18 protein-coding genes are annotated in these 17,942 nt (G+C 48.8%); 3 read left to right on the top strand and 15 right to left on the bottom strand.

Translation table 11 applies throughout. The features are described 5' to 3' along the window. Nucleotides 1–2: 2 nt before the first annotated feature. The 10 genes from ACJJIN_RS06180 to ACJJIN_RS06135 all read right to left on the bottom strand — a co-directional run bounded on the left by ACJJIN_RS06180 (nucleotide 3) and on the right by ACJJIN_RS06135 (nucleotide 8,467). The gene (locus tag ACJJIN_RS06180; protein WP_444897323.1) at nucleotides 3–227 is read right to left on the bottom strand and encodes a HypC/HybG/HupF family hydrogenase formation chaperone; all 225 of its coding nucleotides are present in this window, start codon (nucleotides 225–227) and stop codon (nucleotides 3–5) included. Beyond that, on the bottom strand, nucleotides 227–2,542 hold the full coding sequence (gene hypF / locus ACJJIN_RS06175; protein WP_444897322.1) for a carbamoyltransferase HypF: 2,316 nt from the start codon (nucleotides 2,540–2,542) through the stop codon (nucleotides 227–229). The genes ACJJIN_RS06180 and hypF overlap by 1 nt, the downstream gene beginning before the upstream one ends. Then, complete coding sequence (locus ACJJIN_RS06170; protein ID WP_282932830.1) at nucleotides 2,532–2,804, bottom strand: hydrogenase/urease maturation nickel metallochaperone HypA; 273 nt, start codon at nucleotides 2,802–2,804, stop codon at nucleotides 2,532–2,534. Before ACJJIN_RS06170 ends, hypF begins: the two co-directional genes overlap by 11 nt. Beyond that, on the bottom strand, nucleotides 2,767–3,288 hold the full coding sequence (locus tag ACJJIN_RS06165) for a hydrogenase maturation protease (protein WP_444897321.1): 522 nt from the start codon (nucleotides 3,286–3,288) through the stop codon (nucleotides 2,767–2,769). The genes ACJJIN_RS06170 and ACJJIN_RS06165 overlap by 38 nt, the downstream gene beginning before the upstream one ends. Next, nucleotides 3,224–4,588 (bottom strand): Ni/Fe hydrogenase subunit alpha, encoded by a 1,365-nt coding sequence (locus ACJJIN_RS06160; RefSeq protein WP_444897320.1) that lies wholly within the window; start codon nucleotides 4,586–4,588, stop codon nucleotides 3,224–3,226. Before ACJJIN_RS06160 ends, ACJJIN_RS06165 begins: the two co-directional genes overlap by 65 nt. 24 nt (nucleotides 4,589–4,612) lie before the next feature. After that, nucleotides 4,613–5,449 carry an NADH-quinone oxidoreductase subunit B family protein gene (locus ACJJIN_RS06155; protein WP_444897319.1) on the bottom strand — a complete coding sequence of 279 codons (837 nt, stop codon included), beginning with the start codon at nucleotides 5,447–5,449 and terminating at the stop codon, nucleotides 4,613–4,615. Next, nucleotides 5,425–6,234 carry an FAD/NAD(P)-binding protein gene (locus ACJJIN_RS06150; protein ID WP_444897318.1) on the bottom strand — a complete coding sequence of 270 codons (810 nt, stop codon included), beginning with the start codon at nucleotides 6,232–6,234 and terminating at the stop codon, nucleotides 5,425–5,427. The genes ACJJIN_RS06155 and ACJJIN_RS06150 overlap by 25 nt, the downstream gene beginning before the upstream one ends. Then, nucleotides 6,224–6,712, bottom strand: coding sequence for a cyclic nucleotide-binding domain-containing protein (locus ACJJIN_RS06145; RefSeq protein ID WP_444893901.1), 489 nt, complete (start codon nucleotides 6,710–6,712; stop codon nucleotides 6,224–6,226). The genes ACJJIN_RS06150 and ACJJIN_RS06145 overlap by 11 nt, the downstream gene beginning before the upstream one ends. Continuing rightward, a complete protein-coding gene (locus ACJJIN_RS06140) occupies nucleotides 6,709–7,830 on the bottom strand; it encodes a 4Fe-4S dicluster domain-containing protein (RefSeq protein ID WP_444897317.1) in 1,122 nt (373 codons plus the stop codon). Before ACJJIN_RS06140 ends, ACJJIN_RS06145 begins: the two co-directional genes overlap by 4 nt. Nucleotides 7,831–7,990: 160 nt before the next feature. Continuing rightward, complete coding sequence (locus ACJJIN_RS06135) at nucleotides 7,991–8,467, bottom strand: hypothetical protein (protein ID WP_444897316.1); 477 nt, start codon at nucleotides 8,465–8,467, stop codon at nucleotides 7,991–7,993. A gap of 381 nt (nucleotides 8,468–8,848) precedes the next feature. On the opposite strand from ACJJIN_RS06135, the gene ACJJIN_RS06130 reads away from it, so the two are divergent. Then, a complete protein-coding gene (locus tag ACJJIN_RS06130) occupies nucleotides 8,849–9,280 on the top strand; it encodes a hypothetical protein (RefSeq protein WP_444897315.1) in 432 nt (143 codons plus the stop codon). Nucleotides 9,281–9,316: 36 nt separating this feature from the next. Here ACJJIN_RS06130 and ACJJIN_RS06125 read toward each other — a convergent pair whose 3' ends face one another. Beyond that, nucleotides 9,317–10,462, bottom strand: a complete 1,146-nt coding sequence (locus tag ACJJIN_RS06125) for a hypothetical protein (protein WP_444897314.1) — start codon at nucleotides 10,460–10,462, stop codon at nucleotides 9,317–9,319. Nucleotides 10,463–10,730: 268 nt separating this feature from the next. On the opposite strand from ACJJIN_RS06125, the gene ACJJIN_RS06120 reads away from it, so the two are divergent. Continuing rightward, nucleotides 10,731–12,392, top strand: coding sequence for a VRR-NUC domain-containing protein (locus ACJJIN_RS06120; protein WP_444897313.1), 1,662 nt, complete (start codon nucleotides 10,731–10,733; stop codon nucleotides 12,390–12,392). Then, nucleotides 12,383–14,827 carry an ATP-dependent DNA helicase gene (locus ACJJIN_RS06115; protein ID WP_444897312.1) on the top strand — a complete coding sequence of 815 codons (2,445 nt, stop codon included), beginning with the start codon at nucleotides 12,383–12,385 and terminating at the stop codon, nucleotides 14,825–14,827. The genes ACJJIN_RS06120 and ACJJIN_RS06115 overlap by 10 nt, the downstream gene beginning before the upstream one ends. Before the next feature lie 9 nt (nucleotides 14,828–14,836). On the opposite strand, the gene ACJJIN_RS06110 is transcribed toward ACJJIN_RS06115, so the two are convergent. The 4 genes from ACJJIN_RS06110 to ACJJIN_RS06095 form a co-directional block, all read right to left on the bottom strand. Beyond that, nucleotides 14,837–15,208: a VanZ family protein gene (locus ACJJIN_RS06110; protein ID WP_444897311.1), complete on the bottom strand. Its 372-nt coding sequence runs from the start codon at nucleotides 15,206–15,208 to the stop codon at nucleotides 14,837–14,839. 32 nt (nucleotides 15,209–15,240) lie between these two features. Continuing rightward, a complete protein-coding gene (locus tag ACJJIN_RS06105) occupies nucleotides 15,241–16,029 on the bottom strand; it encodes a YwqG family protein (RefSeq protein ID WP_444897310.1) in 789 nt (262 codons plus the stop codon). Between the two features lie 8 nt (nucleotides 16,030–16,037). Continuing rightward, nucleotides 16,038–16,610, bottom strand: coding sequence for an HD domain-containing protein (locus ACJJIN_RS06100; RefSeq protein ID WP_444897309.1), 573 nt, complete (start codon nucleotides 16,608–16,610; stop codon nucleotides 16,038–16,040). A 592-nt stretch (nucleotides 16,611–17,202) separates the two neighbouring features. Continuing rightward, nucleotides 17,203–17,895 (bottom strand): FMN-dependent NADH-azoreductase, encoded by a 693-nt coding sequence (locus tag ACJJIN_RS06095; RefSeq protein ID WP_444897308.1) that lies wholly within the window; start codon nucleotides 17,893–17,895, stop codon nucleotides 17,203–17,205. Nucleotides 17,896–17,942 lie beyond the last annotated feature (47 nt).

Below are 17,942 nucleotides of genomic sequence, written 5' to 3'. Positions count from 1 at the left end.
ACTCAACCCAATGTTTTGAGGTACTCGAAAACCTTATTTGCTTCTTTTGCTCTCAACTTGCTGATCGCGACTCCAGCATGAACGATCACGTAGTCTCCTACTTCAGCCTCAGGTACCAATGATAAATTTACAGCTTTACTGATACCGCCGAAGGAAACTTTTCCAGTGCGCTCCATGGCTGATTCTTGCTCTATTAATTCGATTCTTCCGGGAATTCCCAGGCACACTAGGAACTCTCCTCTCCCAATGATTGCCCAGCAGCATCCATACACTGTGCGTAGTGGATTTGGCCCAGCGATATTCCGCCATCATTTGGGGGGACCTCACTGTGGCTGTGAACTGAAAAGCCCTGGCTTTCCAGGAGCGCAGTGACGGTTTCGGTAAGCCGCTTATTCTGGAAAACACCGCCGGACAGAAAGATATTCTTTTCACCTTGTTGCGTTGCTACTGCCAGCGCCATCTGCGCGAGGGTGTTGTGAAATACAGCGGCCCTTTGTGGCAGTGATCGGTTTTCATCGTAGATCAAAGCACTAATACAGGGTGTCCAATCCAGCTCAAGCAGGTCCCCTTTTTGAATAAAGCTAAAGGGGTAGCTGTCTTTAGAGCTGACGCCACGGGCACACTGTTCTAGAGCCATGGCTGCCTGCCCTTCAAAGCTGGTATGCGTAGTCAGTCCCAGGAGTGCGGATACCGCATCGAAAAGGCGGCCGACAGAGCTACACGGTGGACTGTTAATCTCACCTTTTAACATGGTGACCAGGTTTTGACGCTCGCAGCGGGTGAAGCAGCGCTTCAATTGTCGATTTTCCAGGGCGACAAACCCTGAGATTTCATACAGAAGCCCGGCCGCAGAGCGTCTGGGCTCTCGTACGGCCTTTTCACCGCCTGGCAGCGGGAATGTGCGAAAGCTGGCGATGTGTTTGACAGGAGACTGTCCATTCCAGTGAAAGAATTCTCCACCGCGAACAATGCCACTGCGGTCGTAACCAGTTCCATCCCAGCAGATTCCCAGTGCAGGTCCTGAGTGAGCGTGTTCTGCCATGCAGGAGAATAGATGGGCAATATGGTGTTGAACGCCAATACGCACAGCTCTTTGCTTCATAGCCCAGCGGTGAGAGGTATAGCCTGGATGGAGGTCGTGGATTAATTTTTTCGGGCGGCACTGCTGTAGTTTGGTGAGATCGCCAATAGTTTGGTTGAAGTGCTTCAGGGTATTGGCACTACCTAAGTCGCCAATATGTTGGCTCGGATAAGCCCACCCGGCGTGAGACAGTGCAACTGTGTTTTTCAGGTCCGCGCCCAGGGCCAGGAAGCTCTCTCGTTCACCTTCGCCCTTTGTGCCTGGAACAGGCAAGGTGATGGGAAGTGGCGCGTAGCCCCGGGCTCGACGCAACATCAGCGGACGGTTATTGACCACCCTGAGTACAGAGTCATCCAGCGGGCGCAAAATTCGGCGATTGTGAACCAGAAAGTAGTCAGCGATTTTACCCAAGCGCTCAAACGCCTCATCATTTTCTGTACAAATAGGCTCTTCTGCGAGATTACCGCTAGTAGCGACAAGAGGGGCTCGATACTTTTGCGCGAGCAAGTAATGTAAAGGTGATGCAGGCAACATCACCCCCAAGTCGGCAAGGTTTGGAGCGACCAGCGGATGTATCCTGGAGTGATTGTCATCCTTCGCTTCCAGTAGAACAATCGGCCTTTCTCGGGTCGATAATAGCTGCGCCTCTTGCTCTGAGACGCAGCAATCCTGGCAGACACTTTTCAGCTCGTCATATAAAAGCGCGAACGGCTTGTGCGGACGTTGTTTGCGCTGGCGCAAGTTGGCGAGCGCCTTACCATTGGAGGCGTCGGCTAACAGTTGAAAGCCGCCCACCCCTTTAAGGGCAATAATTTTCCCCTGGGCAAGGGCATCAAGGGCTTTGGATAGTGCCCGACTCTTCTTCGCAATAGTAACGCCGGCAGTATTACAGAAAAGCAATTGAGGGCCGCACTGGGGGCAGGCATTGGGCTCCGCGTGAAAGCGCCGATTGAGGGGGTCCCGGTACTCCCCCGAGCATTTTCCGCACAGGGGGAAGTGGTGCATGGAGGTGTTGACACGATCGTAGGGCAGTTTGTAAATGATGCTAAAGCGGGGGCCACAAAGAGTGCAGCTAATAAACGGGTAGTCGTAGCGGCGATTGTTAGGGTCTGACAATTCCCTGAGGCAATCATCACAGGGAGCCAAGTCTGGTAAGACGATGGTTGAGCTGCTGGCATCACGGACACTGGGTAAGATTCGAAAACCGTATTCTGCTTGAAGAGCCACCGGATAGGATTCAATGTGAGTGATGCGACTGTAGGGAGGCTTCTCTGAAGATAACTTATCGATAAACTTCTCGATTTCCCGGCTTTTGCCTTGGACTTCAATTCTCAAGCCGCCGCTATAGTTGGCCACCCAACCTTTTAATTGAAAGCTATCGGCCAAGCGATAGACAAAGGGCCGGAATCCTACTCCCTGCACCAATCCGGCGATTTCAATCCGGCGGCGTTCAGTGGCCATCAGTCTCCTCAAACTTTAAGCTCTCCAGGATTACATCCTGGGCTTCCTTGTGATTAATATCCTTAAGCTCATCAATTTCCAGCTTAATCCCCTCGAGAGAAGTCCCGAGTATCTCCCTGTCAAAATGCTCCCTCAGATGCGCTGCAGACATATGCGCCAGGGCACCCAAGCGTAAGCGAACGCCGATCGGCCTGCCGGGTTCATCAGAGGCCAGTTCCTGGATTTTATCGATCAGGTTTTTGATGAGATTCTGTTCGTGCATAGTGGTCTCCGCTGTATAGCGTTAGGTGCGCGATAATCATTTGCTCTGCTCGATGAGCTGCACTGGCCACTTTGGGTGATAAGCCCTGTCCTTTTGCCAGACTTTCTGAGTTGATCGCAAAAACATCCAGATGTGCCGGCAGCGAATCAATGTGCTTTCCCATGGTCAGCGCTTCGGTCAGCCCAAATCCATGGCTTGATGTATTGCACATCGAAGGAGCAAGAGCACTTTCAAGCCCATCAATGGCGACGACCTCCCCGATAGGGTGCTGATCGCTTACCATGGCATCTACAAGGCAAACCCATCGACCTTTCCATTGCGCGAGCAAATGTAAAATATCGCCGCCGCTTTCGAGGTATTCCACCGCCCCTCCAAGTTTTTGGCGAAGTCGAGCGATGATATGTGGCCCTACTCCATCATCACCGCGCAGGGGGTTGCCCAGGCTTACCAGTAACCATGGATTGCTTACTTTGCGCTTGCCCATAATTCAAATGTAGCTGTAGGAAGTGAGTGGAGCAGGAAATGCAAGGGTCGTAATTCCTTATCGCCCGTTCACATAGCCCCTGTAATTTATCCTCAGGAAAGTGCATAAAGCTCGGCAACATTAAGCGGAGGTCATCTTCGATGGTCTTCTGGTTTTGGGAGGTGGGAGCGACAATTTTTGCTGTCGTAATCTTGCCTTTCTCATCAATATCGTAGCGATGATATAGAAGCCCACGGGGTGCTTCGGTGGCTGCACAGCCGCTTGCGGTTCTCGGCTCGGTCTTTAAATGAGGCTCGGCTGGGGGTTGGTATCTATCAATAATATGCAGGGCTTCTTCAAAGGCATGTAGTACCTCCAGGCTCCTAACGAGGATGCTTTGGAAGGGATTTAAACAGGGGGCGGTAAAGTTGATCTCCTCCGCTAATTGCAATGCTCGAGGCGACAGCTTGTCGCGATTAAGGTTGTAGCGTGCGATGGGGCCCACCAGATAGGCACCCCGCTCCCGTAAAGTACAGTGCAGCGCGGTGCTGTGAGCGACGTGCTCTTCTTCAAAGTGGTTCTCATAGTCTTGGGCGCTAATATTGAGTCCCGCACTGGAGGTGATCCTGCCCTCGTTCATTGGGTATTCTGACGGGTGGGTTAGAGCGACAAATTCGTAGTGATTATCCCTTCGCCATTCGTAGCTGGGGAAAGGCAAAGCTGCGGACCAGCGCACCAGTTGCTCGGTGAGATCCCGGGCCATTTCCAGCTGCGTTACCAAGGCTGTGAGTTCACGAGCCTCCGGAGCCTTGTAGAAACCCCCTACCCTCACATTAATCGGGTGTACTTCCCTGCCACCAATAAGGCGAACGAGGGCATTGCCCGCCTTTTTAATCTCCAGCGCGTTCTTAACAATCTCTGGATGATCCTTAGCCATTGCGACTGCATTGGGGTAGCCGAGGAAATCTGGTGCATGGAGCATGCTGATATGCAGCATATGGCTCTCGATCCATTCACCGCAGTAAAGCAATCGACGAAGCATACGCAAAGCGCCGCCGGGCTTTAGGTTCAGGGCATTCTCCATGGCATGCACAGCACTCATCTGGTAGGCCACCGGGCAGATCCCACATATGCGTGCGGTGATATCTGGGGATTCCAAGTAATCGCGCCCTCTGAGAAGGGCTTCGAAGAACCTGGGGGGCTCAAAAATCTTGAGCTGTACATTTTGTACGCCGCTATCGTCGTAGTCGATTTGGAGGGCTCCCTCCCCTTCGACCCGAGCGAGATAATCTACCTTAATCGTTTTGCTGCGATCCGCCATAAAGCTCACCTGGGGGCAGATTTATCACCAATGTTTGGGGGGATTAACGCTCCCATCTTCTTGCCTATCTTCACTTTGTACTTTAAAAGAAGACGCTAGTGGATTGAAATTCCTAAGGTTTTCAACAATTAAAGTATTTTCTACATTTAGTTTTTCATCCCACCAGTGGCAAAGTGATTCGGTGTTGGGATTTTCCTTGGGACCGTAGCAAGCGTAGCAACCGCGGTTGTAACTGGGGCAAATAGCGCCACATCCCGCGTGTGTAACAGGCCCCATACAGGGGGTGCCATGGGCAACCCAGATGCAAACATTGCCGCGCAATTTACAGTCAATACACACCGAGTGATTGGCAACCTGGGGTGCTCGCCGGTGCAGGAATGCACTGATTACTTCGAGCAGTTGATGCTTGTTGATCGGACACCCCTGCAACTCAAAGTCCACTGCTACCCTCCCTGATATTGGTGTGGATTCCTTGAGAGTGGCGATATATTCCGGGTGGGCATAGACCACATCGGTGAACTCCTGCACATCGGCAAAGTTGCGAAGTGCCTGAATCCCACCAGCTGTTGCACAGGCGCCAATACTGATTAGAAAGCGGGACTGACGTCTGACCTCTAGGATTCTCTCTTCATCTGCTGGCGTGGTAATGGAGCCTTCAACGAGAGAAATATCAAAAGGACCCTCTTTCACCTCACTGGAAGCCTCCAGGAAATAGGCGATATCTACCTGGGCTGCCAAAGAGAGAAGCTCATCCTCGCAATCCAATAGGCTCAATTGGCAACCATCACAGGAGGTGAACTTCCAGACGGCAAGCTTGGGGGTAGGATTACTACTCGCTATAGGCTGTTGATTTGAAACCATGAGCGAATATCCCGGTAGCAAAAGACAGGGCCATCTTTACAAACAAAGTTAGGTCCCCACTGGCAGTGGCCGCAGGTTCCAATGGCACACTTCATGTTGCGCTCCATGGATAGATAGATATTGGATTCAGTCACACCTTTATGGAGAAGAACCTGTATGCAAAAGCGCATCATGATCTCGGGTCCACACACAAACACTAAAGCATCATTGCACTCCAAATGAGTGACACGCAAAGGGTCGGTAATCACACCAATATGCCCGTTCCAGTCTGTGCTGGCGTGGTCCACAGATGTCACCAGTTCAAATGAGCTGCGCCAGTGACCAAGCTCTGGCTGGTAAAGCATTTCTTCGGGGCGACGCGCCCCATAGAAAACTTGTAGGCTCCTGGCCGGCAAGTGCCCGTTAAGAAAGCTGTAGATCAGGGGCCGCAAAGGCGCTAGCCCGAGTCCGCCGGTGATGATCACTAGGGGGCGATTTTCCGCCAAGTGAGTTGGCCACCCCTGCCCGAATGGTCCCCGGATGCCCAGTTGCGCTCCAACTTCCAGTTTGCAAAGCGCTTGGGTAGCAAGTCCCTGACCTTTAATCGTATGGGTAAGTGGGTCAGCGGATGGCGTACTGGGGCCACTTAAGGAGATAGCAGCCTCCCCGGCACCAAAGGCATAAAGCATATTGAATTGCCCGGGCTGAATGGCTGATGAGCCCCCAGCCTCTCGAATCAGGGTTAGAGTGACAGTGCCAGGAAACTCTTCACGCCGATGGGTAACACGCCATAGTTCAGGGATCACAGCGAGGGATTCCCTGTGACGGATGTGGCCCGTAAAGGTCCAACAACTGTATTCGTGCTGCCTGCAGTCGTTCTGTAGCAACTTTGGTAAACCGTTTCATCAATTCGAAACCGAGTCTCGGTTCTTTTTCGCACTTATCTCGGAGGCACTGCCCGCCGAGTTTAAGGCTGCGAACTGAGGTCAGGGCCCGGGCATCGAAGGCACTCAAGTAGGGAGGATACAGCCAGGACCAGCCGAATATATCTCCACCATGCAGTGTCATCAGGCAAAGGGGCCCATAGTTGGGGACAAAGGTTTCTACGGCGACACGTCCAGATCGAATTAAGAAGAAATGGCTAGCCGGAGTGTTTTCCCTGGCAAGGTATTCGCCTTCTTTATAGTGACTATTGCTTGTACACCCGGAGAGGAATGCCAGGTCCTTGTCTGCCAGCCCGGTAAAGAAAGGGTGCTCCTTGAGTAAGGTGGTGACAACTTTCATTTTTGTTCCTGGGCGCGAATATTCTGTATCTCTTCCGTGATATCGATGCCTACTGGACACCAGGTAATACAACGTCCACAGCCGACACAGCCAGAGCTGTCAAATTGGTCATACCAAGTGGCCAGTTTGTGAGTCATCCACTGCCGATAGCGGCTGCGGGTATCCGCTCTTACCGGGCCGCCAGACAAATAGCTCAACTCAGCCGTAAAGCAGGAATCCCAACGCTCCCAGCGCTGTGCTTCATTTCCGGTTAAATCTGTTGTGTCCTCAACGGTTGAGCAGAAGCACGTGGGGCAAGCCATAGTGCAATTGGCGCAGGAGAGGCAGCGCTCCGCGACTTTATCCCAGTTTGGGTTGTCATAATTGCGATAAAGCAGTGTCTTCAGGTCAGAGCTGTCAAAGCTGCGGCGACCGTTACTCACTTGATTTTCGGCTTGCTGAACGGCAGCTTGCCCCTCTTGTTTCTCCGCTTCTGATGCGTCAACAGTGGGTAATTGCTTTAACACTCTGTCGCCTTGAGGGCTTCCGCTGCGTATGAGGAAGAAGTGGGCATCGGAGGTCAGAACTTCGGTGATTACCAGATCACTGGGCAGTCGCACCTGTGGACCTGTGTTCATTGAGGTACAGAAGCAGGTATTTGCTGCTGTTGTGCACTCTACAGCGATAGTGAACAGCTGCGCTCGACGTGCCTTATAGCTGCTGTTGGCGTAATCCCCCTGTGCGAGGACACGGTCCTGGATAGCAATGGCGTGTAGCTCGCAACTGCGAACACCGAGAAACGCTAACTTAACCGGAGGCTCTTCAATTTCCAGAATCTGAACATCCTCTCCAGAGCGGTTAGCGCTCCAGAGCTGGCGTTGGGGCAGCTGAAGAAATTGCTTCCAGGAGTGGGGTCCAACGGCGTAGCCAAAATAAGCCTTGTCATTGCGGTGCTCCACCCGGTATTGCCCCGCCTCTTGCTGATCCGCCCATCCTTGGGGCAGATCTGTGGGAGTTTCAATCTCACCATAGGTAATAGCCCCGTTATGTAGTATCGGGCCAAAGAGCTGGTATCCTTCACTGCGAATTGCCTGAATCAAACAATCCAGGTCATTCGCTGCCAGTTTAAGTATTTCCACGAATAGCCGAGAGCCGGCTCCGAAAGAGCAGTAGTTGGTGACCTACTGATTTTTAGGTCTGTACCGGCGAATTGCACTAAGACAAAAGTGCCAAAATGCTAGGAATAAAGTTTAGAGAAAAGCTATAGCCCTGACTACTTATTGAGGTGGGGTACATCCTTTAGGCAAAGTATTTCATAACCTTCTGATACTTATATACAACATACCATCTAAGCAAGATGATTGGCGCAGTACTTGCCATCACAAGGGCTACACCTGCCCCGAGTTTGTTTAAGTTGATGGCGAGTAAAGAAAATTCAAAAATATCGATAAGCACAATAACTGGAATAAAAAAGATCCAAAGTTGTTCGAATCCTATTCTTTTGGCAAACGCTAATCCAAACAGTACGACGTAGAAAAGGGAGGAAACAATCAAGCTGATTACCAGCCACCAAAAGGGGATGCCTGTGGTGCCATCGGTCAAAACCGTATATTGGGAATACAGCTCCAGTGGTAGAAGGATAAAAAAGACAATTTTCCAGCCTACACTAGGGCTATAGACGGGGGGGCGATTGTCGAGTTCGCTCTCAGGTGCTTGATAAGGATTTTGCACGCTCTGCCCTTTAATTGGCCTTTGAAATTTAAAACTGTCGGCCACTTCAATCCTATGGATTAGTGCACTTATAAGCAATTCTTGTCGGCTATTACTGCAGCCAGAATGTAGAAGTAGTTTGCCGTTTATCGCTTGGCCATTGGCATTCGATTGACATCATGACTTCACCTTGTTTGAACTGCAAGAAAGCAGGTTATATTGTCACACGTATGCGATGAGCTGCCTCACATTATCGACAAACACTTGAGTCAAGTATTGACTTTGAAGCTGCAGACAATATCCTCGCTGTTCAAATTTTGATAGTCACAGAGCCTAGCTAGTAAGTAATGATCATCTCAATTTAGCTCAGGGAATGGCGAGAGGTAACTTTCGGGTTGGCAATTAGTGCCTATCCGGAATAGTGGTAAATAATAAGGACGTTTCGAGATGCAGGATATGTATCAGACACCAGATAGCCCCCTTACAGACTCTATTCCACACTACAAACCCAGTGCTGGTTGGAAGGTACTCCTTTTTATTCTTGCCCCGCTGGAAGTCTATTCCCAATATCTTGGTTTCACCGCCGATGAGTGGGACCTCCCTATTTGGTGGATGATTTTTAGCCTGCTAGTTTATATTGTATTTTTTGTTGCTTTGTTTGGATTGGCTTTCTCGAAAAGGATTGCCTTCTCAAATGCTTGGCGTATCTATTTGCCCATTTTAATCTGCACTGATGTATTTGAATTTTTCTCCGTCATCCATGAGTTCAATATGTCGGTACTGGAAATCCAAATCATTACTATGATTTGGATTTCAGTGATATTTTTTACTTGGTACGCGGTGTATCGATACCAAAAGGTGATGCGATATTTTAAATAATATCTACGCTAGCCTTAACCACTTTCAGTAGGTGTTTTATTGGAAGGTATTGCCAACATTACCTGTGCCAGTTTGCGTGGTTAATGCGATTTCACCACTGCCAACCTGAGAGATTGTTTGAATATTAGAAACGCCATTTTGTGTCGCAAGAATGCTGCTACTAATACCGCTATGTTGATTAATCTGGGAAGAATTAGAATCGCCAAACTGATTTAGTATCAATGAGCTGGTGAGCAAAGACCCGTCCTGCCCCTGATCTATTTGTGCAGTATTGGCTGAGCCATCCTGGATTACTAGAGTGGTACAGGAAATAAGTTCAATAGCGGCAATATTTTCGTTCCCTTGATCAAGATTTACCGTATTAGAAGAGCCGGTTTGCATTACCTCACCGCTGCTTGAGGTAATATTCTCCTGATCTACATTTGCAATGTTATTGTCACCAATCTGGGTGACTATCCCAGTAGCAGCTGAAACATCAGTTTCCTGTTCAATTCTTCCAGTATTCGAATCACCTATCTGCGTTATTATTGCAGTGCTCGTCGTCGTGACTTCATCCTGCTCGATATCTAAAAAGTTGGAAGAGCCAGTCTGGCTGGCCATGGCAAAGGTAAAGGTTACATCTCTATCCTGATCTATATTGGCGAAGTTGGAGTCACCAACTTGGGTGAACACGGCGCTAGTGCTATCCACCCTTATACGCTGATCTAAAACCAATGTGTTAGACATTCCTTGTTGAGATGCAACAAGTGTGGTGGAAGTAACATCTTCCTGTTGCCGGACTTGGATGTCGTTTAAGTCTCCAGCCTGAGTGCCCGTGAAGGCGCTGAATTGAGCATCGTCCTGCAACAAGGTCGCTGTATTATCACTCCCATTCTGGGACAGGGAGGACGTAGTAAGCTGCGTTGCATTCTGTTGCACTGCTGAGGCCTGATTCAAATTTCCCGTCTGCACCAATTCAATAGTGCTTTCAGAAGTGCCCGTAGTTTGGGTTGCATCCGAGTCATTGAAATCGCCGATTTGGGTCTGAACAATCAAGTTGTTATGCACAGTACCATCGGACTGATCAGAAGTTGCACTATTGCCAGTACCTTCCTGGAATACCAGGGTGACATTATTATCAGCTAGAGCAGATACGCTGGCGGCAAATAGCGCGACAGCAGTCACAGAATTTGTCACTTTCATAGAGGTAATCCCTTATTGGTTAAATCTTATGGGGCGACTGCTTATAAGCCTCGACTGCAAGCCTGGATGAGCATCAAGGGAGTTGCCATAGGAAAAAATGGCTGAATAACTAAGAAGAAAGCTTGGGATTGTTGTTTGTTCACCGGGCTAACTTGCTGTATAACCATACAGCTCCAGAGTAACCTCTGCCTCATTGTTTGCATATCACGTCATAAGGATCTGGTATGCGGTATCGACGATAGATAGATCGAAAACTAGCGCTTGTGCCATGACCCAACCGATAGAATTGCCAACTGGCTACTACCTGGACAACTTTAAAGCGTTAATTGAATTTGTTAGCCAACGTTATTCCTGGCTTATCACCACATCTGAGCAAAATTTTTTTAAAACCTTCCAAGAGTTGGATATTTATAGCCAGCGGCTCTATGTGCGTTTGCTGTCCCGTAAAGGAGTACCTTCCTCTAGAGGATCGCTTTTCCGCCTGGAGAAGCTTAGCTATGGAGAGATAGAAAGTATTGAAAGTGCTGCAGCTGTTTTGCATCGCGCTGGACTGCTTTGTTTTAATCCGGTGTTAACGGCACAAGAATATCTACCACTATTTACCAAAGTTGAATTGCTTGCGGCAGGACCCTCGGGTATATCCAAGTCTCTTAGCCGGCCTTCCCTCGAGCAACTATTGCTTGAAGACTCCAGTTCGAGTGACTGGTTTGTGAAGTTGCTTTCTCAACACAGGGTACTAGCCGTCCAGGGTGCCGAACATTTCCAGACTTTCAAACTGTGCTACTTTGGTAACTTGAACCAGGACCTTACCGACTATGTATTGCGGGATCTTGGGCTTTATCGGTATGAATCCTATCCACTGGATAAGCAAAATCTCCCCTTTCAAAGCCGCTCGCAAATTGATCAGTATCTGCTTTACTACCAATGCTTGGAGCTGTTAGAAGAGCCATTACTGGAAGATGCGGAAGCCATATTGGCCTTATCTGCTCAACTGCCAGAAGGTATCGATGGTGACTCAACCCTGGCTCGTCGGCTGGACAGAATACGTCTTAAGTTGGCACGGCAGCTTGAGCGGCTCAATGCTCTTGAGCAGGCCGATGCACTATATCAACTTTGTGAAACCCCTCCCGCCCGTGAGCGCCGCGCACGCATTGCCGTAAAGCAAGGGTACGACACTCTAGCATTGGAAATATGCGAGGAAATAATAGCCTTCCCTATGGACCAGGCAGAAAGAGAGTTTGCTCTTAGCTTTGGTTACCGCACAGCCAAACGAAGTGGAGGCCTCAACAATTGGCAGGCACCTCATAAAATCCAAGCCCCCACTGAAGTGATAAATTTGGCGCAGGGGGAAAGCTGTGTTGAGCTACTGGTGGCAGAGCATCTTGAAGGTTCTAGCGGTGGTGAGTGTTTTTATGTAGAGAACACCCTATTCACCGGTGTGTTGGGCCTCTATATTTGGGACATACTGTTTGCACCTGTGCCTGGTGCTTTTTTCAATCCCTTCCAGGTAGCCCCAGCTGATTTTCGCACCGCGGATTTTTACTATTCCCGTCAAGCGCTATTCACCCAGCGATTGGCTGAAATAGAGCATGAGTCCTTGAAGTCCCGTGTCCTCGCTACCTTTGCTGATAAACAAGGTATTGCCAACCCTTTGGTTGCTTGGGAGGCTTTGTCTACAGAGCTACTTGAGAAGGCGCTGGATAGAATCCCCCCAACTCATTGGCGTTCAATTTTTACTCGCATGCTCAGTGATATCACACAGAATAGAAATGGGCTGCCAGACCTCATTTGCTTTACTCCCTGCGGTCACTATGAACTCGTGGAAGTTAAAGGTCCTGGGGATCGCTTACAAAAAAACCAACAACGCTGGCTGGCGTTTTTTGCTGAAGAGGCGATCCCTCATCGGGTAATTCATGTGGAATGGCACTAGCTTTGGATAGTTTTGAGTCGGCTGAGACTTTGAATCTTTCTGTGGGAGAGCTAGTCGCTTTTTCCTGCCGCAGCGGAGATTTGATTCGGGAGCCAACTTCAGGGCCCTCTGCCCAGGAAGGGATTCGGGCTCATCAGAAGCTACAAAATCAGCGGCCCAAAGGCGCTGAGGCAGAATACAAGCTCAAGACCCAAATAGACTGGATGGAACAGCAGGTTACTTTGAGCGGCCGGGTTGACATTTTTCACCCGAAAAGTGATTTGCATAAACCGGCTCAGCTGGATGAAATTAAGACCACTTATTTACCCCCATCGAAGTTGCCCGAAGCCACCAAGGAATTGCATTGGGCCCAGCTAAAAATTTACGGCTATTGCCACTTGGTAAATGAAGACGCTACAGGTGGTACAGATACAGTTGCCCTGCAAGTTGTCTGGTATAACCTCAAGGAACGCAAAGCCTATCCAGAATGCATAGAGTACCGCTTTAGTGAGTTAGAGGCCTTTACTCTTGAGGCTCTCACAAAATATTTGTGTTGGCGCAGGGCTTGGCAGGAACATCGGCAACGGCTTATTGATACGGCGAAACAGCTCGCTTTCCCTTTTCCACAATACCGCCCCGGCCAGCGCCAACTGGCAGTGGAAGCCTACCGGTGTTTCCGGGACGGTGGCGAGCTGGTGGCCGAAGCTCCAACGGGAACCGGTAAGACAATCAGCACCCTATTCCCAGCCATAAAGGCAATTGGCGAGGAAAAACTGGATCAGCTGGTTTACCTGACCGCAAAGAATTCCGGTCGGCAAATGGTGCGGGAAACCATTGAGGCACTTCAGGAGAGTGGTTTGCAGTTATCTTTACTTGAAATTCAAGCAAGGGAAAAAACCTGTGCCTGTAACCTGGGGCTTTGTACTCGTGATGATGACGGCATCTGTCCGAGAACAAGAGGGTTTTATGATCGACTTCCAGTTGCAATGGATGCCCTGCTCGGCCGGCCCCAGTTAACTCCCAAAGAAATTGCTGATGTGGCGGATCAGCAGCAAATCTGCCCCTTTGAACTCTCCCTTCAAATATTGCCTTGGGTAGACTTGGTGGTATGTGATTTCAATTATGTATTTGACCCTTTGGTACGCCTGACCAGTTTTCAGAACCAGCGCAATCGCCGCGCACTGTTAATCGATGAAGCTCACAATTTAATCGACCGCGCCCAGGAAATGTACAGTGCAAAGTTATCCCGCCGTGATAGTCGCCGCGCAGCTAATGCTTGCAAAGGGCACTCTCCGACACTGCGGAGAAGTATCCAGTCTCTGGTTCGGGCAATTGAAAATTGGATCAAGCGATTGCGAGAAGTTGGTGTAGCTCAAAGCCGCAGTACTTTTGAAGGGGGTGAAGTTTGGGTCACTGCAGCAACAGGTGAAGCAGAGCATCCAGAATCGGTTTCTCGATCCGTGCAAAAAGTGCTCTCCACAGTCAGCCAACTTATAGAAAGCTCTCAGTCGCCCCCGGAAGAAATAGCGGAGTGGTTAAGGTCTGTCTATCGTTACGCAGTTATTGAGCAGGAGCTTTGCGGTCAGCATAAAGTCGTCACACGGGTGATTGACCGGGATGCTCCCTGGCAGGAGCAGGAAATTAAGCTACTTTGTTTAAATGCTGCACAGTTTTTACAGCGATCCTATCAGCAAAACCAAGCCGCTTTACTCTTCTCTGCGACTTTGCGCCCAGCCAGCTATATATTTAGTCAACTGGGTGTAGAGCATGAGTCGCCCTACTTAAGACTGCCCTCGCCTTTTCAGCCGCAGCAACAGGGTGTCTTCCTGTGTCCATATATAGATACGCGCTACCAAGCCCGCGACCGCTCAATAGAGAACCTCGTCGACATTATTTCCCGTACCTTTTACAGCCGCGCAGGAAATTACCTGGTATTTTTTCCCTCTTATCGTTACCTGGAGCAAGTTGCTGAGAGTTTTAAGGCGAGATTCCCGGAAGTGTCCTTGTTACAACAGCTGCCGGGACAGGGAGAGACAGAGCGCGCTGAGTTTTTGTCTGGATTCAACGAAGGTAACAAGAGCCTTGGGTTTGCCATTATGGGGGGTATCTTTGGTGAAGGCATCGACTACGTTGGGGAGAGGTTGGTTGGCACTATTATCGTGGGTACCGGGCTCCCGCAAGTTAATGTTGAGCGGGAGCTACAGCGCGATGCTGCAGAAACCACTGGCATCCATGGATTTGACATTGCCTACCGCTATCCAGGGATGACTCGCGTACTGCAAACCGCCGGTCGGGTTATACGTTCCGAATCTGATAAAGGTGTGATCATTCTGGTAGATAGCCGCTTTTCAGAACCTTTTTATTGGCAGCTTTTCCCCGAGCACTGGCAACCGGTGATTTGTCGCAATACCGATCAGTTAACGGGCAAGTTGGAACAGTTCTGGAGCTTGAGCTAATCCAGGTTTTTAGGATTTGTACTCCCTCAGCCCAAATTTTCCCAGCACCCAAGCGATAAGTGTGCCGCTCAATATCCCCGCCGTATTAGCCGCGAAATCCAACCACTCACCCGTTCGATTCACGTAAGGTTGAAGTAACTCTATGCCACCGCTCCACAGCACAAAAAATAATCCTATTAGCCACCAGTAACTAGGCCTGCGTAGGGCGACGGGGAACATCAGTGCACTATAGGCAATTAAGTGATTGGTTTTGTCGGTGCCGGGTATATTGGGTACTTCGGGAAGCGGAAACAGGGATAGGCTTGTAATAGTGCACAAAAATACCACTGTTAGCAGAATCCAATAGTTGTAGACGAGCCTTAAGGGAAGTTGAATTATCATTAGTTCCTACAAATTAAGGTTACATTGTTAGCCTAGTGGCACTGCATCTGCATCCAAACATCTGAGAACTTCAACTGCGCAAGGTCTTCACTGTGTATAGAGAAATACAATCTTCCTGCATCTCCCCACATAAAGCCACCAAGACTATTGAGTTCCAATAGCAACTGCCAATCTTCAGCTTTGCCTTTACCCATAACCCTTGCCGCATCTTCAGTAATACCATCGTACTGTACTGGATTGGGGTAACCAGAAATTTGGAGTAATTTTGATCCTGTAAGGTTTTCCTTCAGGGTGCAATATGCATCAAGCAAGTAATCATCTTCTTCAAATATCTTTAACTCCTCATAAGGATACTCGCCTAAATCTGGAAGGGAAAAAGAGCGCTTGAACGATATTTTACTTTCAGGATAAATCGAAGGTAGTCTCTTTGGCTTTAACAGTCCCCCAAAGCGCTTTTTATGGATACAGGGGGCTTGGTGATTCGAGAGTGCTACATCAGCTGGGATATAGATTATCCGTATAAAATCTTTCTTACCTCGCACATCCGCCCAAACTCCATCACAGTAAAAAAAGAGCAAGTAGCCAGCCGATGGCAGGATAGGTGAATTGACTTCTGCGCAATTGAGCTGAAGGAGAAACTCCAAAGGTAAACCTCGATAGAATGGCCACTCAAAGTCAGCAGGGACATCAGGGTGCCCCCCAATCTTAGATGAGCCCTGCTCAATAATATCAGAAGACAATTCAGCGGTAGTACATTCAACACACAGCGACTCTATTTCATTCAAAAAAGCTTCAAGACCGACCGCTTTAAGTTCTTTCAATAACAACGCTATATACATCCTTCAATATTCGCTCTGGCACGCTTTTCATATCTCTTATAGAAGAAATCAGTGTGATAAAGCCTCTCTTGAGACAAAAATTCCTTTAATAGTTCCCTACGTTTCTTTTTGTAAATCAATATCGGTACCAGCCGATATTCTTTACGGACTTGTTTTTCATAAGCTTCGAAAGCGCTTGTGCTGGCTCCCAGGATCGTTAGGTCAATGTCGATTATTAGCTTTTCATCAATACTAACTGGCATGTAATTGTGGCAGGTTGCCATAATCAATTGGTACACCCTATCCACCCCTGCGGGACAATACCCGGAATCGATCAGGAACTTTTTTGCCCATAGAGCACTGTTTTCTTCATTCTTAGAGGAAAATGGCTTGTAAATCGCATCGTGAAACCAGATAGCGAGCTCGACCTCATGGGGGTGCTCGGCAAGCTCTGCAACTTTATCAAAGTGCCTCAGCATCGCATCAATGTGATGCCCCGTATGATAATACCTGTGATTCTCTGCATACGAAGAAACTAGCTTTTCGAAGCACTGAAGGGATTCAGGAAGATTGAGTGCCCCCATTAGGTTGAGCCATCTATTTTGGTTCATTGGCTAACCCTCGGAGCGTCATCTTTCCGTAAACCCGTAGCTTGTAAAATGTTTTTCCCTGCCAATACCAAATAAAGCCATGCCTTTCTCCATCGATTTCCCAATAATACGATATGAATATGCCAGCCTTTTTCCCGTCGGGCACTATAACCACTGTAAAGGAGAGTATAGGCTTCTGGGTCACCGACTATTGATTCGGCAATGCTTCTTGCATGCTCAATGCCAAGTGAAACCATCTCACTAACCTCCTCCTTACTTGGTTCTCCCTGGGATTTTGGAAAAACCAAGAGGTGGTAATTCGGTATTAAGTCTCTGCGAACCCTGATCAACCGGCAATTGTTCCCAGAGGCTAAAGTAATATTCGCGTTGTCGTCCGATGAATTGCCAAATACCCGCTGCTTCATGAATCCTCAGATACTTATTTACTCTTTTGTACCAGAGTACAAAATGAGAAGCTGGTAAAGATGCTATTTGCGCCTATTCCGCATAGTAAGTATCGGGAGACCACTCTGACAAGCCGCTGGCCACTTCATTTGGGAGACAAGCTAGCTTTGGTAGGCAAACTTTAAAGGCAGTTAGCCAACGTTGCGGTTAACTCCTGAGTTTTGAGGAAAGCTCGTTTAATCGAATCCCGGTGCCTTTCATCAGCAAATTCCTGGTACTCCGCATTGATTTCATGAAACTCCTCAACCCCCAAATAGTGGCTTAAGGTTTGGATATGTGGCCCCAGGTGATTCATTTGCTCACGGATTCCTCCTTGTCCAAATCCGAATTCCCCGGCAGAGGTGATTAGCACCAGCTTTTTGCCAGACATAATAGGCTCTAAGGGGAAGTCACCACGGTCTAAATCAAAGGTGAACGTCTTGTTGATACGAACAACTTGATCGAACCAGGCCTTAAGTGCAGCAGGCATGCCGTAGTTATACATCGAAGAGGACATAACAATGATATCCGCCTGGGATAGCTCATCAATCAAGGTGTCAGAAAGCGCGACCAAGGACTGCTGCTCCTTGGTGCGATCCGCTTCAGGCGTAAAAACCGAGGCAATCCAATCTTGATTAATAAAGCCTGGTGGGTTTAAACCGACATCTCTATGGATAACTTTATCTTTAGGCCTCTTTACTAGCCAGCTGCTTATAAAACTTGCGGCAACTGCTTTGGAGATTGAGGTATGCCTGGGGATATTCGTACTGTCTTGTGGTGCTGCTAAGCCGCTCCACTTCTGGGCACTAGCGTCAATATGTAATAGTGTTTTCATAGTCTGGAACCTTTACTCAACCGCCTGAAGGTTCATCTATGGTGATG

This window comes from Microbulbifer maximicatervae (SeqCode) (genome assembly GCF_052467505.1).
This window is presented reverse-complemented; position numbering and strand designations above follow the sequence as displayed.